Annotated in this window: 17 protein-coding genes; 6 read left to right on the top strand and 11 right to left on the bottom strand. The window is 44.8% G+C overall.

Annotation, left to right across the window (positions count from 1 at the left end; translation table 11 throughout):
* Positions 1–14: 14 nt before the first annotated feature.
* Entirely contained in the window at positions 15–1,850 is a 1,836-nt protein-coding gene (locus tag AB1K91_RS05655; RefSeq protein ID WP_413088806.1) for a monovalent cation:proton antiporter family protein, read from the bottom strand.
* Between the two features lie 22 nt (positions 1,851–1,872).
* Complete coding sequence (gene mgtE / locus AB1K91_RS05650; RefSeq protein WP_413088805.1) at positions 1,873–3,237, bottom strand: magnesium transporter; 1,365 nt, start codon at positions 3,235–3,237, stop codon at positions 1,873–1,875.
* Positions 3,238–3,468: 231 nt separating this feature from the next.
* On the opposite strand from mgtE, the gene AB1K91_RS05645 reads away from it, so the two are divergent.
* Positions 3,469–4,647 (top strand): FtsW/RodA/SpoVE family cell cycle protein, encoded by a 1,179-nt coding sequence (locus AB1K91_RS05645; protein WP_413088804.1) that lies wholly within the window; start codon positions 3,469–3,471, stop codon positions 4,645–4,647.
* A gap of 61 nt (positions 4,648–4,708) precedes the next feature.
* The gene (gene prpE / locus AB1K91_RS05640; protein WP_413088803.1) at positions 4,709–5,446 is read left to right on the top strand and encodes a bis(5'-nucleosyl)-tetraphosphatase PrpE; all 738 of its coding nucleotides are present in this window, start codon (positions 4,709–4,711) and stop codon (positions 5,444–5,446) included.
* Here the strand turns inward: prpE and AB1K91_RS05635 are convergent.
* Genes AB1K91_RS05635 through yjbM form a run of 3 tightly spaced genes read right to left on the bottom strand, consistent with a single transcriptional unit; the run spans position 5,435 to position 7,745 of the window.
* Positions 5,435–6,298 (bottom strand): RluA family pseudouridine synthase, encoded by an 864-nt coding sequence (locus AB1K91_RS05635; RefSeq protein WP_413088802.1) that lies wholly within the window; start codon positions 6,296–6,298, stop codon positions 5,435–5,437. The genes prpE and AB1K91_RS05635 overlap by 12 nt on opposite strands.
* 5 nt (positions 6,299–6,303) lie before the next feature.
* Positions 6,304–7,101: an NAD kinase gene (locus AB1K91_RS05630; protein WP_095216401.1), complete on the bottom strand. Its 798-nt coding sequence runs from the start codon at positions 7,099–7,101 to the stop codon at positions 6,304–6,306.
* A 14-nt stretch (positions 7,102–7,115) separates the two neighbouring features.
* Positions 7,116–7,745: a GTP diphosphokinase gene (yjbM, locus tag AB1K91_RS05625; RefSeq protein WP_413088801.1), complete on the bottom strand. Its 630-nt coding sequence runs from the start codon at positions 7,743–7,745 to the stop codon at positions 7,116–7,118.
* A 130-nt stretch (positions 7,746–7,875) separates the two neighbouring features.
* Here yjbM and AB1K91_RS05620 point away from each other — a divergent pair, with 130 nt between their 5' ends.
* From AB1K91_RS05620 to AB1K91_RS05610, 3 genes are all read left to right on the top strand, one after another.
* The gene (locus AB1K91_RS05620) at positions 7,876–8,454 is read left to right on the top strand and encodes a CYTH domain-containing protein (RefSeq protein WP_413088800.1); all 579 of its coding nucleotides are present in this window, start codon (positions 7,876–7,878) and stop codon (positions 8,452–8,454) included.
* 97 nt (positions 8,455–8,551) lie between these two features.
* Positions 8,552–8,953 carry a globin domain-containing protein gene (locus tag AB1K91_RS05615; protein ID WP_413088799.1) on the top strand — a complete coding sequence of 134 codons (402 nt, stop codon included), beginning with the start codon at positions 8,552–8,554 and terminating at the stop codon, positions 8,951–8,953.
* Complete coding sequence (locus AB1K91_RS05610) at positions 8,950–9,828, top strand: ClpXP adapter SpxH family protein (protein ID WP_413088798.1); 879 nt, start codon at positions 8,950–8,952, stop codon at positions 9,826–9,828. The genes AB1K91_RS05615 and AB1K91_RS05610 overlap by 4 nt, the downstream gene beginning before the upstream one ends.
* Positions 9,829–10,254: 426 nt before the next feature.
* Here the strand turns inward: AB1K91_RS05610 and AB1K91_RS05605 are convergent, their stop codons facing one another.
* Entirely contained in the window at positions 10,255–10,503 is a 249-nt protein-coding gene (locus AB1K91_RS05605; RefSeq protein WP_413088797.1) for a hypothetical protein, read from the bottom strand.
* A 232-nt stretch (positions 10,504–10,735) separates the two neighbouring features.
* On the opposite strand from AB1K91_RS05605, the gene AB1K91_RS05600 reads away from it, so the two are divergent.
* Positions 10,736–10,921 carry a hypothetical protein gene (locus AB1K91_RS05600; RefSeq protein WP_413088796.1) on the top strand — a complete coding sequence of 62 codons (186 nt, stop codon included), beginning with the start codon at positions 10,736–10,738 and terminating at the stop codon, positions 10,919–10,921.
* A 12-nt stretch (positions 10,922–10,933) separates the two neighbouring features.
* On the opposite strand, the gene pepF is transcribed toward AB1K91_RS05600, so the two are convergent.
* From pepF to AB1K91_RS05575, 5 genes are all read right to left on the bottom strand, one after another.
* A complete protein-coding gene (gene pepF / locus AB1K91_RS05595) occupies positions 10,934–12,751 on the bottom strand; it encodes an oligoendopeptidase F (protein ID WP_413088795.1) in 1,818 nt (605 codons plus the stop codon).
* Between the two features lie 133 nt (positions 12,752–12,884).
* Positions 12,885–14,000: a competence protein CoiA gene (locus AB1K91_RS05590; RefSeq protein WP_413088794.1), complete on the bottom strand. Its 1,116-nt coding sequence runs from the start codon at positions 13,998–14,000 to the stop codon at positions 12,885–12,887.
* 109 nt (positions 14,001–14,109) lie between these two features.
* Complete coding sequence (gene mecA / locus AB1K91_RS05585; protein ID WP_413088793.1) at positions 14,110–14,781, bottom strand: adaptor protein MecA; 672 nt, start codon at positions 14,779–14,781, stop codon at positions 14,110–14,112.
* A 280-nt stretch (positions 14,782–15,061) separates the two neighbouring features.
* Positions 15,062–15,457 (bottom strand): transcriptional regulator SpxA, encoded by a 396-nt coding sequence (spxA, locus tag AB1K91_RS05580; RefSeq protein WP_093726917.1) that lies wholly within the window; start codon positions 15,455–15,457, stop codon positions 15,062–15,064.
* Positions 15,458–15,684: 227 nt separating this feature from the next.
* Positions 15,685–16,275, bottom strand: a complete 591-nt coding sequence (locus AB1K91_RS05575) for a GNAT family N-acetyltransferase (protein WP_413088792.1) — start codon at positions 16,273–16,275, stop codon at positions 15,685–15,687.
* Positions 16,276–16,351 lie beyond the last annotated feature (76 nt).

The raw sequence follows: 16,351 nt of genomic DNA, 5'->3' as shown, positions 1-16,351 counted from the left end.
TCCGCAGACAGCCTTCATTCCAGCAACTCCCGTAAATCCCCGACATATTCCCCTGATCCGGTCACGATGAGTAGATCATCCATACGCAAAACTGTATCACCATGCGGGACAATGGAATCTTTGCCGCGGAAAATCCGTACGATGATCAAATCACCATGGAAGGGAAACTGTCGTAACGATACGCCTTCATATGCAGAATTCTGCATCGATACTTGATATAGGGCATTATCTTGATTCGTCAGGATATTCATCACACTCGGTGCTTCTATAAGAGCTTTCAGCAACGCATTGGTAGACAGGATAACAGAGAATGCTTCCACGCCTTTATCCTTTAATTCATCGCTTAAAGCAGGCTGTTCAATACGAGCGATGACACGCTCGACTCCCAATTCCTTCGCATAAAGAGCAATTTCTTTATTTTGGGCTTCATCGCCGGTGGATACGACGAGTATATCTACATCAAATACACCCAGCACTTCCAGCTGAGCAGGTTCATAATTATCCAGTTCCTGGATATCGAATTCCGAGTGCGAAAGACTTTCATCGATTTTGTCCTGCCTTGTATGATACAGATGCGTCCGATAATAGCGCCCGTCCAAGTTCCGCACGGCCGGCATCGTCAGCTGGTTTGCACCAATGAAGCCAACATCGTACTTCCGGTCTGTATCTGCATAACGTACATAGAACCGCTTAAAGAACCAAGGGGTAATGATACAGCTGATAACTGCGACAAGGATCAATGCTCCCTCCATTTTGGCATCGATGACACCGATGCGCTCCCCGATAGCAGCTGCTGCAATGACCAATGAAAGCGTAGATGTCAGGATGGTCCCTGCACTGATCACAGAACGCCAGTCATACCATCTGCGCAAGTAGAGAATTGGAACAAGCTTCGAAATAAGCAATGCAACCAAAAGTAACGGTATAAGGGTCAGAATTTGCGGATCTGTCAGCAATGAGCGCAAATCCATTTCCACCCCTACCATCACGAAGAAGATGGGAATGAGGAAACCATAGCCGAAGCTGTCCAGCTGATGAACAAGCTCCTGATTCGGTGACAGCAGTGAAACAAGTGTCCCAGCCAGGAACGCTCCCAGGATATTCTCCGCTCCGACAGACTCAGATACGGCGACAAGGACAATGATGAGCGTGAAGACTGCTCGCGTACCTATCTGGACTGTCCCTTTCGACATTGTTTCGATGAAGGAGCGCTTTTGGAATACCTTGCCGACGAAGTACAAAAGAACACCGACTCCAAATAGTATGAGCAAAAGCCACATATTGCCGCCTTCATCACCATAAATGGAAGCAAACACTGCCAAGAGAATCATCGTTGCCAAATCGGCAATGACTGCGATCATAAGGATGGTTTGTCCAAATGTCGACTTCATCATTTGTGCTTCCTTTAACGTCGGCACAACTACCCCCAATGAAATGGTAGAGATGATCAGCGTCATGAGGAAGACATTATCTATAAAGCCAGCCAGAACGAAGACATATGACAATCCAACCGATAAGACGAGGATCCCAAGGAATATAATAACCGAGATGATAAACGGAGATTGAGCTGGCTGTTTATCGCTTTTTCGTTTATCCTTCCCGGCAAAAATTGAAAAATCGATTTCAAGTCCACTTAAAAACATCAGGAAGATGAAACCGAGTGTGGACAATGTGTCGAGCCATGTGCTTTGATCAACTAGATCAAAACCACTTTGACCGATGATGAGACCGACGATTATTTCCGCTACAACTACAGGGAGCGCACGGAGCTTCAGACGGTTCATGAGAATTGGTGTAAGGAATGCTGCCAATATGACAACGACTAAGGATATGATGGATTCATGCTCCATGTCGGACCCCTCCTTTTTTCTATTATGTTATTAAGCCCATAAAGGCTGTTGCCAATCCGAAATAAATCAATATCGAAATGATGTCATTGATGGTTGTGATGAACGGTCCCGATGCAATGGCTGGGTCGATCTTCAGCTTATACATAAGGAGCGGAATGATCGCTCCTGCTATCGTAGCAATGACCAAGGTCGCAAAAATGGATAATCCGACAAGAAGACCAAGGAAGAAGTTTTTCTGCCAAATGGTCACGACCAAAGTGATGACAATACCACAGCTCATTCCGGTTATAACACCCGTCATGCCTTCCCGGATGACCATTCGCATCTTCCCGTGCTTGGCGACATCCCCTGTTGCCATGCCTCGGACTGCAACTGCCAGTGCCTGCGTGCCGGTATTCCCCCCCATTCCACCGATAAGCGGGATGAAGCTTGCAAGTATCGCCACCTGGCTGAGTGTGTTTTCAAAACGACTGATCAGGCTGGCGGTGACCATGCCTAGGAAGAGAAGGACAATAAGCCAAGGAAGCCGTTTGCGGGCAGATACGAAAGCACTGTCTTCCCCTCTTTCGGTGTCACTGACACCGGCTAAGCGACTGTAATCCTCATCTGCTTCTTCTTCCATGACATCCAGGATATCATCGACCGTGATGATGCCCAGAATATGGTTCTGGAAGTCAACGACCGGCAGTGCCAAGAAATCATAATCACGGATCATTTGGGCAACATGTTCCTGGTCATCGCCGACAGCGACACTGACGATCCTGTCACTCATCACTTCGGAAATGAGCCAGTCCTTCTCGGCTATAATCAAATTACGCAAGGAAATGACACCGACCAATTTTTTATCTTGATCGACGACATACGTATAGTAAATCGTTTCGGCATCTGGTGCTTCCGCTCGCAGATGCAGCATCGCTTCCCGCACTGTATCAGCCGCGCTGACACTGACGAATTCCGTCGTCATGATACTCCCGGCTGTCTTATCTTCATAGTGAAGCAAATGCTTGATTTCATCAGCTGCATCTTTTTCCATGATCGTAATGAAACTTGCAACTTTGTTTTTGTCCATTTCTTTCAAGATATCCACCGCGTCGTCGGCTGACATTTCAGCCAGTACTTGCGCTGCATAACGCGAGTACATCTCTGTGAAATAAATGTCCGCATTCTCCTGATCGACGTTTTCCATAATCTCTGCCGTTTCATCAGGTGAGAGATAGGAATAAATCTGTTTGCGGATCTCTTCGGGCTGTTCCTCGAAAACAGCTGCTTGATCGTATGGGTGCAGTTCTAGGTATTCTGCACGAAATTGATCGATTTGCTGGTTGGCTAGTGCTTCCCTGATTTTATTTTGGTATAGTAAAATCTCTTGGTTTTCTAAATGATCCATACGCCTGCCTCCTCGCTTGCAAGAAATTTCAATAGTAAGTAACGTGTGGCTGTTTGTCAACGGAAAAACGACCAATCCAAGAAAGGTTTAAGAAACTTTAATAGAGTTCACTTAAATTATTCTTCATTTTGTTGTAAACTGTAACAAGATTATATTCCACTCATTTGCAAAATCTAATCGCTTTTATAGCAGCTAGAGAGATGCGGAAGGAACGAAAGAAAGGTTTTGTGTATGAATTCTAACAAATTTCGGTTAGATCTAACAATTATATTAGTTTTGATACTGCTTGGTATCGTCTCTTCATTCACGCTATATGAGTTGCAGCCGACACTATCCGGTATTGCAGCCCAGACCCAATATATGCCGCGACAGATTATGTGGTACATTGTGGGAGCTGTTGTCATTACCGTCATGATGCTGATCGACTACGACCGGCTGCGCCAGCTCGTATGGATTTTTTATGGTATCGGCATGGTTATGCTCCTGATGCTTTTCTTCCGGTTCCCATCAGCCATCATCAACACAGCGAATGGAGCGACAAGCTGGTTCATCTTGCCTGGTATCGGTTCGATGCAGCCTTCTGAATTCGTTAAAGTATTTGTTGTTATTGCTTTGGCACATGTAATCATGTCTCACAATGAAAAAAACACGATACGTACGAATAAATCAGACTTGTTCCTGCTCGGGAAACTGCTTGCAGTCGCACTGCCTCCGATGCTGTTGGTTGCATCACAGCCTGACCTTGGTGGTTTCTTGGTCTTGGCTGCCATCCTCGGAGCAACTATTCTGGTCTCCGGAATTAGCTGGCGGCTCTTGTCGATCATACTTGGGATCATATTAGGTATCGCTGTATTTGTTGCCATTCTGTCATACATCTTTCCGAACCAAGTAGGTTCTTTTTTGCAGGAGACGATTTTTAAGCACGTTGAAAGTCGCTTCCTGGGCTGGCTTTACCCAGAGAAATATCCGGATTCCAGCTACCAGTATCGTTTGGGATTGATGGCGATCGGATCTGGAATACTATTCGGCAAAGGAGCGTCCAATTTCGAAGTATCCATTCCGGAGCGGCATACGGATTATATCTTCTCCGCTGTCGCTGAACAGTTTGGATTCATCGGATCGGCACTTGTCCTTTTCCTATTCTTCATCCTCATCTATCGGATGATTCAAGTAGGATTGGAAAGCAATGAACCGTTTGGAAGTTATCTTTCAGCAGGGTTCATCGGGATGTTCACATACCAAATATTCCAGAATATCGGGATGTCGGTGGGACTGGTTCCGATTACCGGTCTTCCGCTTCCATTCCTGAGTTACGGAGGAAGCTCGACGCTTGCCTATATGATCGCTATCGGCATTGTGCTCAATATTCATTCCAGGACGCGGACATTCATGTTCGAAACACAGAAATAAGCCTTACAAAAAAGGGAAAGCTACTTTAAGCTTTCCCTTTTTGTATATAGGAGTGATATAGATGAAAATTGATTTTATCGGAGATGTCCATGGCTGCTTGCCAGAGCTGCTTGAGCTTTTTGATGAACTGGGCTATGAGACGGAAAATGGACTTCCTGTCCATCCCGAAAAACGGCGGCCGTTTTTTATTGGTGACTTGACTGACCGCGGCCCCGACTCATTAGGTGTGATCGAACTCGTCTATCGATTGGTTGAAGAGGGAATCGGCTATTATGTACCAGGTAATCATTGTGATAAGCTTTACCGATATTTACTTGGCAACAATGTTCAAATCAAGCATGGCTTGGAAACTACGGTAGCTGAACTGCAGAACAGTTCGCCGAACCAACGACGGAAGCTGTCCAATATGTTTATGCAGCTCTATAAAAAGGCTCCGCTTTACAAGCGGATCCCCGAGCTTGGAGCTATTGCCGCGCATGCCGGAATCAAAGAATCCCTTATCGGCAAGGAAGGGAAAAAAGTGAAAAGCTTTGTTCTTTACGGGGATACGACTGGAGAGATGGACGAGCTGGGCCGTCCAGTCAGATTGGATTGGGCCAAGCATTACCACGGAGAAGACTGGATCATCTATGGTCATACACCAGTTTTGAACGCCCGCATCATCCATCATACAATCAATATCGATACCGGCTGTGTATTCGGCAACAAGCTCACTGCCTGCCGCTTTCCGGAACGCAGTCTGCATAGTGTTCCCTCTCAACAGCCATTCATCGAAGAGAAGTTCCGTTCATTCGAGTAGGAAATCAGCCGGAACCGGGGAATGGAACGTCAGCATGCGCTTGGTGAATGGATGGACAAAGCGCAGCTGCTGAGAATGCAGCGCCTGCCTTTTGATGACATCTTTCTTCCCACCGTATAGTGTATCGCCTGCAAGCGGGTGACCAATGAATGCCATATGGACCCGGATTTGATGTGTCCTCCCGGTGGCAAGCTTCACTTCCACCAGTGAGTGACCAGCGAAGGATGTCTGCCGGCGGAAGTAGGTGACTGCCCTTTGTCCATCGGATCTTACTTCCCGTTCGATAATCGAGCCTTCCTTCCTGCCGATCGGATAATCAATTGTCCCGCACGATTCTTTCATGGTGCCTTCCACCAGTGCAGCATAGGACCGCTGGATTTTCCCTTGCTTCTGATCAGCAGCCAAGAGAGTATGGGCATAGCGATGTTTAGCCACCAGCATCAATCCCGATGTATCACGATCGAGTCTTGTCAGGATATGGACTGTATATGGCAGTCCTTGTTCTTTGTAGTGCCACAGCAAGCCATTGGCAATCGTACCTGTAGGCTGGTTCATCGATGGAATCACCGCAACATGAGGCTGCTTATCCAATACAAGTACATGATCATCTTCATAGACAATCGGCAATCCAAGCGGTTCTGCCTCCATATAAGCTCCTGCTTCCTCTTCCGGCAGCTCCACTTCCAAGCTATCGCCTGCTTTACCAACATGCCAAAGAGGCGCCGACTGCTGATTGAGCGTCACCAGCTTTGGCTCCTCCTTGAATGTTTTGAATAATCTTCTTGAAACTCCTTGCGTCTTCAGGAAATCCTTGATGATGATCTCCTCTTGCAAGGTCCAGCTTAATTTCATATTTTCTACCTCTTATCTGCAATGAATGAGTCATGCACCCGCTTCCAGAATGGAAACGGCCGGAAGCGGGCAAATCGGACACGCTGCTTCGCGACTGAACAGGTAATGGACTCGATATCCGAATGGTTTTCGGTCATATGATCGATGGCAATCAAGAAACTTTTATCCAAGGTCGGCCGGAGCGTGCAAGGATGATGGCTCGGCAAAATAAGCGGTGAACCGATTGTCCGGAACACCCGGTTGTTGATGGAAGCAAGCTCCGTAACTTGGATCGATGCCAAAGAAGGATGGATGATGGCTCCATTAAGCGCTTTATTGTACGCCGTACTTCCAGAAGGTGTCGAAATGACAAGTCCATCTCCCCGGAAGGTTTCAAAGTGCTCCCCTTTGATCGATACATCAAGGACAACCGAACCGTCTGGTGTCTTGACGGAACATTCATTCAGTGCCAAATGCTCGTCCACTCTGCCATCTTTGTGGGTAATGGAAATATCGAGCAACGGATATTCCACGATATGATACGGCTTATTGGCAATCTGCAGAAGCAATTTCTCCAATTCTTCCGGTACCCAATCGGCATAAAACCCCAAATGCCCCGTATGGATACCGATGAATGCCGTGCTGTCCAGCCGATGGACATATGTATGGAAATTCTCAAGGAAAGTGCCGTCTCCACCGACGGATATCGCGAGATCGGGCTCCTTTTCATCGTACTCGAAATTGAAATGAGCCAAATGTTCGACGATTGTTTCTTTGATGCGGTCCGACTTCTCATCTCCCCGTGAAAGAACCGTATATTTCATCCCTGCTAACACCCCTATTTATGCTTTTTGATTTGCTGCTGATCATGATAAATCCGCTGTGCTTCCTGCACTTCATCCCGTATTTTAGACATTTCCTCATCCAGCCGGAATGCAGCTTCAGCGGCTCTTTTCAATCGTGTCTTCAATTCTGACGGTATCTGGCCATCGTATTTATAATTAAGGGAATGCTCATTCGTAGCCCAGAAATTCATTGCTAGTGTACGGATTTGAATTTCGGCAAGCACTTTCTTTTCTCCATGGATCGTTTCAACTGGGTATTCAATGATCATATGATACGAGCGATATCCACTTTCCTTCGTTTCCACGATATAGTCGATTTCATTGACAATTTTGAAATCATTCCGTACTTTTAGCATGCCCACAACCGTATAAATGTCATCGACGAACTGTGTCACGATCCGCAGACCAGCAATATCCTGAATTTCTTTATGCAGCTCATCGACAGTGACTTGCTTATTTGCTGCTTTTTGGAGAATACTTCGTATCGGCTTCACCCGTCCGGTGATGAACTCGATGGGAGAATGACGTGATTCATTTTCGAATTGAGCACGCATCCCCTTCAGCTTCACTTTCAGTTCTTCTACTACCTGTACATATGGTGCTAAAAATACTTCCCAGTTCATGCTCTACATGCCCCTTTTCTTCCCAGCAGCGTCTAGTTGTTCCAGATGCATTCTATCTGCTTTCAGTGTATCATAAAAGCAGCTTGGCATAACAATCGAAAACACAGATGTTCGCACAGGGGGTATCAGCATGCCGCAAGAAATCGAAATCGAATTCAAGAATCTGCTTACGGAAGCAGAATTCGAGAAATTATATCATGCATTCGAAATGAACGGCTCACCGGCTATCCAGCAGGTGAACCACTACTTTGAAACAAAGGACTTTCAGCTGAAACAACTTGGATCTGCCCTGCGGATCAGAGAAAAAAACGGGAAGTTTCAGTCCACTTTGAAACAGCCGCAAGGTGATGGGCTGTTGGAAACGCATGATGCTTTGACGGAGCAGCAAGCCAAAGCTTGGCTGCAAGGGAAAATTACGCTTGGCCCTGAAATCAGCAAACAGCTCAAAGAGTTAGGCATCTCAGCAGCAGAGTTGATTTATGGAGGTTCATTGGAGACTATCCGACGGGAGAAATCATATAATGATACAACGATTGTCCTGGATAAGAGCATCTATGGAGAAACTATCGATTACGAATTGGAGCTGGAAGCCCGAAGCTATAAGCATGGGGAGAATGTTTTCTTATCCCTTCTTTCCGATCACGACATAATGAAGCGCAGGACTCCGAACAAGATCCAACGCTTCTATGACAGCCTCCAAAACAGATAAGTTGCCCAACCCAATGGCAGCCTGCTAAAATAAATTACAGTCGACCCCATAGGGCAGATGTTATGTTGATTGCTCTTTGCATAAGAAAGGAAGAATCATGAATCAAGCTGAAACATTGTACGATGGTATTGGCGGACAGGCCACATTGGAACGGCTGGTGGATGCCTTCTACCGACGAGTGGCGGAGCATCCCGATTTAAAGCCGATTTTTCCGGAAGATTTGACGGAGACTCGCCGCAAACAACAGCAGTTCTTGACACAATTCTTCGGCGGACCGCCGCTCTATACAGAAGAGAATGGTCACCCGAAGCTAAGATATCGGCACCTCCCTTTCAAAATCACACCAACGCGTAAGGATGCATGGCTTTCCTGCATGGCAGCTGCCCTCGCGGAAACTGACATAGAGGAACCTTATAAAAGCATAATATTTGAACGACTTGCGCTTACCGCACATCATATGATGAACACACCAGACGAAGAGAAAGGAGAATCGATATGAGCTGGGAATCTTCAAATTCAAAACAGCAAAGGCTTGAGGATGACTGTGGCGGATTTTGCGGGCTGTTTCCTTCCTCAAGGAAACCCGTGGAGATTTACGTTTTTATCGATCCGCTTTGCGAAGATTGCTGGTCACTCGAGCCTTTTCTCAAGAAATTAACAATGGAATATGGACAATACTTCACTTTGCGTCCAATTTTGACTGGGGATTATCAGCCGCTTGTACGAGAACGCAGCGAATGCACGTACCCGAAAGCCATCCTTCAGCCTGATAATATTTTGTTGAACAACGCCGTCTCTTTTCCATGGCGGACTTCCCTTGCGATCAAAGCAGCGGAACTGCAAGGAAGAAAAGCCGGAACCCGCTTCCTGCGAACAATCCAGGAGGCATTGTTCTTGAATAAACAAGATATCACAGCGGATGAAATTCTCATCGAATGTGCTAAAATCGCCAATCTCGATTTAGAAGAGTTTCGTGAGGATATGTACTCCGCTTCAGCGAAAAAAGCATTCCAATGCGATGTGAAACTCGCAAAAGAATTGGAAATCGACGAATCCCCTTCCATCGTCTTCTTCAATGAATCCGAGGAAGATTCCGGTATCAGGATTTCCGGTTTGTATGGCTACGATGTGTATGTCAATGTCCTGCACCAGATGCTGCAAAGAGACCCGATGCCAGCAGAGAAACCTCCTGTGGAAGAGTTCCTCTCCAGCTATAAATTTGTGGGCAGCAGGGAAATTTCATTGATATATGACTGGACGAATGCACAGACGGAAAAAGAAATGAAAAAGCTTCAACTGAAACAGATGGTAGAACGCATTCCTATCAAACATGATACTTTCTGGAGATATAATATCACTTCGAAAGCTGAATAACATTTTGCTGCACTTATCCCTGACAGCCGCACTTCCTGTGTGGCTGTTTTTCATTGGCTGGAATCGGGAATCGAAGAAAATGTACGGAGGAGATTGAAATAGTCGAAACAGCATCATTTCGATTCAAACGGTTTACAGTTTGCTTATTGGGACAATGGTGTCAGGTCCAATCACTTTTTGTTGCTAATGATGGTTTATTCGCACGTGCGACTCTCCATAACCATTTATGAACCAAACAATCGTATGGCAGATCATTGCTCCTGATTTGAGAGGTAATGGCCAAAGTGCACATGCTGCAGTTACAGCAGCCGGCAAAGACGATTGCAACACCATCGAACAAGTTCAAGCTGAAAACCACTACCCATACTACTCCTAAGAGGCCTATGAAGCCGAAGAAGGCTGACGGCTGCTCTTTGGCCCACGGTATCAAAGCATCCTAAGATTACCTGAATGGCGATATATGGATACGTACCATAAGGTAACTTGTCCGACATTGATCATGCGCAGATCCCACTCCCCTACCTTGTCCGGGGAAGTATGGGAAGAAATGAAGCAGCTTCGACCTGAAGCGGAAGCAGAACGGTTCGCTGACTGCGGGCCTTCATCCATTTTGAGGGTTTGGACAGCTTCACGACTTCCATTCACCGATTCCTGCAATATTGGAATCCATAACAAAAAGGCCTGCCTAACGGCAGACCTTTTTGCATGTATAACTTCTACTGAGGGGATGGGAGAACAATAATCCAAACAAAGGGGACTTGTTTGTGATGTTTCTCACAAATATAATGTACCAAATATAAGACAGAATAGCAACTACTATGTGCACATTTTCACAAAAAAGTCACAAGCTTGCTTAGTCTAGTCTTTTACATGTCCGCATAAAGTGTTGATAGTCGGAGGTGTTATCATGAAAGGAATCGGCATCCTATTGATCGCCTGGGTCATATTCGCTTTATGTTTTAACATTCTTGGCATGCTTCACCTCGTTTCCATGGTGATTACATTGCCTGTGTTATTCTTGTCGTTGTTTGCCACTGTCTATTTCTTTACCAGAAAAAAAACATATAAAGGCATGAAAAAACCGACGCGATAGCGTCGGTTTCCCTTAATTTTGCAAGAGCTTTTCCATTTCATCCAATTTTGCTTCGAATACATCGAGTGCGGATAGGATGGTCTGTTTATCCGTCATATCCACCCCTGCTGATTTCAATACCTCGATTGGATAGTCACTGCTTCCGGCTTTCAAAAAGCCGACGTATTTCTCGACAGCAGGCTCCCCTTCCTCCAGGATTTTAGCGGATAATGCAGTCGCAGCCGCATAGCCCGTAGCGTATTGATAAACATAATAATTGTAATAGAAGTGAGGAATACGTGCCCATTCCAAACCGATTTCTTCGTCGATTGTCAAACCATCGCCAAAGTATTTCTTATTCAAATCATAATACATGGATGTCAGCTTCTCTGCTGTAAGCACCTCTCCATCCTGCTGATGTTTATGGATCATATGCTCGAATTCAGCAAACATCGTCTGACGGAAGACTGTACCACGGAACCCTTCCAGGAAGTGATTCAGCAAATACAGCTTCTCTTGCTCATCATCCACATTATTGATCATATATTCATTCAGCAAGGCTTCATTACAAGTAGATGCAACCTCGGCAACAAAAATGGAATAGTTGCCGTAGCGATATGGCTGATTATTCCGAGTGTAGTAACTATGCACCGAATGACCGAATTCATGTGCCAATGTGAAAAGATTATTCACGTTATCCTGCCAGTTCATCAGGATATATGGATTCGTTCCATATGCTCCAGAAGAATAAGCACCACTGCGTTTACCTTTGTTTTCTTCCACGTCGACCCAACGGTTGTCAAAGCCTTCTTTCAGGATGGACTGATAATCTTCACCTAAAGGCTCGAGTCCCTTAAGGACGAGCTCCTTTGCCTCTTCATAGGACACTTTCATATCCACGTCTTTAACGAGCGGTGTATAAAGATCATACATATGCAAATCATCAAGGCCGAGGACTTTCTTGCGCAGTGCCACATAGCGATGCAATAAAGGCAGACGCTCATTCACGGCTTCCACGAGGTTATCGTATACTTGCTCTGGGATATTATTATTATCCAAGGCCGACTGCCGAGCCGACTCGTAATTCCTTACCTTTGCATAGAAGTTATTCTTCTTCACTGTACCCGAAAGAGTGGAAGCGAATGTATTCCGGAACTGACCGAATGTATCATACATGGACTTGAAGGCATCCCGGCGCACGCGCTGGTCCTTCGATTCCAGGAATGTGACGTAGCGGCCATGTGTGACGTCCACTTCTTCTCCTTCTTCATTCTTGATACTCGGGAACGTCAAATCCGCGTTATTGAGCATTCCAAAAGTAGCGGAGCCATTATCGGTCACTTCGGATGCCTGTGCAAGGAGTGTCTCTTCCTTTTCGGATAGCACATGCGCCCGCTGACGGCTGATTTCGTTCAATGTATGCTCGTACAACTTGAGATCATCGTTTTCTGCCAGGAATGCCTGAATGCGATTTTCATCAATTGCTAGCAATTCGGGAACGATATAGCTCATTTTACTTGAGATCTGTGTGATCAATAGTTCTGCTTTTGATTGCAATGCTTGATAATGCCCGTTCGTCGTATCCTGGTCATAACGCATATGTGCGTATGTATAAAGTTTTCCGATACGCTCAGATAGCTCATCCTGCAGCTTGAACATCCGATACAAAGTGTCTGCAGATTCGCCAAGCTTGCCTTGGAACGCTGAGATTTTATCTCCATCCGCGGCCAGCGCTTTGCGCTCTTCCTCCCATAGTTCGTCAGTAGCGAATATATCCTCCAGGTTCCAGGTTCTTTCTACTGGTACCTCGCTTCGTTTCGGTAAAGACTTAGCTGATTTTGACACAAACATCCTCCTCCATTGCTGCTTCCCTTTTTCTGTCTTACAAGACTACTTCGTATAATGACAGGGAAAATCCTTCAATTATAAGCATTTTCTCTCTTATATTATATATAAAAGCAGCAGATTCATGCGAAGAAAACGATTATATCATTCCTAAAAATGGAGAATTCCTTTTCTTCACGTAAGCATCCGTTCCCACTTGTTCAAACCATCCATGCAGACACAGATGGTTCATATATGATTCGACCGGATGGATATCGCCGGAAATGGCAAAAGGCTTATTCAGGACTTCCCATCTCTTGCTTACATGCTTCAACCGCTCAAGAGAAACGCTATTCATAACCGGCAAAGGAATCAGCTGTTCCAGCCATAAGTCGGTCTGCCAAATATATGGAGGAACGGACATATGGTACTGGGCCTCAACGGGATATAAAATAGTCAGAGGAATTTCCTGGAGCGTCAGACCACGCTCATATAACTGCAGGACCCAACGTTTCATGTTTCCAGAAGCATACGTCAGTGGCTTTGCTGCCATTCTCGATTGAAAATCAATCCACGTTTGCTTGATTTTTTGATGGTTTTTCGGAAGAGGATGAAAAAGCTGAGGGAATTGTATTTGCTGAAGAGGAAGGAAATAAAACTGACCGACCGTTTGTTTTTTACCTGTTAGAAGAATATGCTGGACATTGCAAAAAGCTTCACTATCCGAACAATAATACAGCAACTGTAAAGGCCTGTCCCGCTTATATTTCATGAGGAAACGCTGATCCCTTTTTGAAAGATCGAGCATAAATGTGGATGTACGCTTCAGTCGATTACCGCCCAGTATCCATATCGGCCGGATTCCATCATGCTCATACGCTTCATTTCGTCTGAACAATTCTTCATCCGATATAGATGCACATTGATATTCAATCGCCAGCCTCCTTCCGCCAGCGGTATGGAGCAGTAAATCGGGTCGTCTAGTCGACTTCTCGATCCGTTCCTCCAATCTGACGGCAAGCCCTTGCCGTTTTAACCAATGAAAGAGCTGCAGCTTGCCACGCATATGATAGAGACTTTCTCCGGTTCGGTTCAATTCGCAATCATGGATTTGTTCATGGGCAAAATGAGGAATCACTTTCTTACCCGCACGAATGAAGACAGCCTTTTTGCAAGCAGGACAGAGAAAGCGATGTTTCCTTAATTCATGGATTGTCTCTGTTCGATATGCAGCGAGCAGCACTAGCCTGCCATCCTCCAATTCCGCCTGCAACATACCTTCCACCTCCTTGAGCCCAGTATATCGCATCAAACAGGTGATAAGGAAAAACAGTGTTAAAATTGCATTTTTGGACATAAAAAATAGACATTCTTTAAGCGAATGTCTATCTAAGAGGGAAGTATTGCTTCACGTTTGTAAGTGCGTCATTGGCGAAAATCACCTTACCATACTCTTCCAATCGGTAAATCGTTATTTGGGAATCATAACCAAACTCTAAAATTTGGCTCAGGATATCCTCCTGTTCATCATCTCCAAGCACTGTATCGTCGAATTCCACATACAACATATATTTGTCCTTATAATGGAATAGTCTGTTTTCGATGCCGTGAGTCTCTTCGAAGTAATGACTGAGCTGAATCACGTCTTCGAAATCCCGGAATTGAACAATGAAGGACAGTTCCTCTTCGTCCTCATCTTCTCCATCTTGATGATGGGAGCCGAATTTCTCTTCAAGGACAGAATCGACTTTCTCCTCTACGGATGATTGAATGGCTTTATCATCGACATTAAGCTCCAAGCTTTCCCCATCCTTGGAAAGCTGTGCTTTTGTCACGACGATTTCCAAACCTTTATCCATCGCCTGGACTTGGATCCAAAGCGGCCCATCGACATTGAAGTCTTCTTTGTAATTGACTTCATCCATCATCTGCCAGAACAATTGCTCGCTTCTCTCGCGGTTATACCAAATATCTTCTTTATCGAAGCCGCGGTCTTCAATATCTATATAAGATATATAAAATTTGATTGTATTTTCATTAATTCTTTCTATTTCCATGGTTTTCTCTCCCTCCAGTACAGTGGCAGGTGAAAAACGCCCTCTTGCCTTTACACTTCCCGTATTCCCTTACCCTCAATCTAACTTTTTCTGTGTCTATTTCTATTTTATGATAAATCCTCCCGTATGGAAAACAGAAAGGCTTGTACTTGCCGAAAAAAGGCGAATGACCTCATCGGATTCTGTCCATTGTAGCGCATTTCAGATAATTTGTCACCCGGATTGCAGAAAGAAAAAAGACGTGGATCCTCTTGGATCCACGCCCTTGATCTGTAAATGGTTAGTTGACCATGCGCTGTGCTTCACGAAGCTGGAAAGTACGCACAGTTCTTGGCAAGAAGCGGCGAATTTCGTCTTCATTATAACCGACCTGCAAGCGTTTCTCATCAAGAATGATCGGACGTCGCAGCAAGCCAGGATTTTCTTGAATCAAGCTATATAACTTCTTCAACGGTAATTGATCTAAGTTCATATTTAGGCTTTGGAAAACCTTGGAGCGTGTAGAGATGATCTCGTCTGTACCATCCTCTGTCATACGAAGGATTTCCTTGATTTCTTCAAGTGATAATGTCTCGGAGAAGATGTTCCTCTCTGTGAACGGAATATCGTGCTCTTCTAACCAAGCTTTAGCTTTGCGGCAAGATGTACAACTTGGTGAGGTATAAAGTGTTACCATTTAACTTCACTCCTCAATACAGAATATGTTTCTATTTTCTTTGCCCATGGAAAGATTTTATTTAAAATAATTTTAATTTAATCTCCCTATGTACAAGTATACTACAGTGGTCAAGTTATTAAAAGGCTTCCTGAAAGATACCACAGTTTTTACACAAATATACGTTTGTATCGTTGTTATGGTTCCTGTTTACCCTGTGATCAGGGTTTGAAACCTATTTTAGCAAATTATTTTTGTTTTTCTTCCAATGCATCAAAAATGCTATCCTTCGCCGTTTCCTTTGAGAATGTCAATACTTCATCCGAATTCTGATAAGCTTCCCCATACAGCTGCTTGTCTTTGTACGTATGAATCTGTTCGTACATATCCCGCATGGCTTCGAATATCTCTTGTTCCGACTCTTCATTTGGTGCCCAGTATAAGATTTCCATCGGATTTTCCTTATCCGTCGCCAAGGAGCGGCGTTTATACCCAATCATTTGGGCATGTTGAAATCCTTGCCTTTCATAGAAACGAAGTCGCTTCTTCGAATCGGAATCCTCATATTGAAGAGGTTCGACTTCCAAAAGAATCGGCTTCCCCTTCTTCTTCATCCTATCAATAAGCTTACCGCCGATACCTTGTCCTCTTGTCTTAGCAGAAACATATAAATAATCGATAAACAGGAAATGGTCGAATTCTGCGTACATCAGGACATGGTTCTCGCTCTCATCCTTAAAATAAACATCAGCTTTCTCCTTCAGCAGCAATTCCATATGTTCTCTCGACTTCATTTCCTCTATCGGGAAGTACTTACTAAGCTTCTCATACCAATTCATAAAGCAGCTCCTTCAGTGATCGTTATAGCATAGTTATACCCGCAGGCACCTACAATAAACAAAACAGCCTCCTTGA

Source organism: Terribacillus jepli (genome assembly GCF_047228925.1).
Classification (GTDB): domain Bacteria; phylum Bacillota; class Bacilli; order Bacillales; family Amphibacillaceae; genus Terribacillus.
This window is presented reverse-complemented; position numbering and strand designations above follow the sequence as displayed.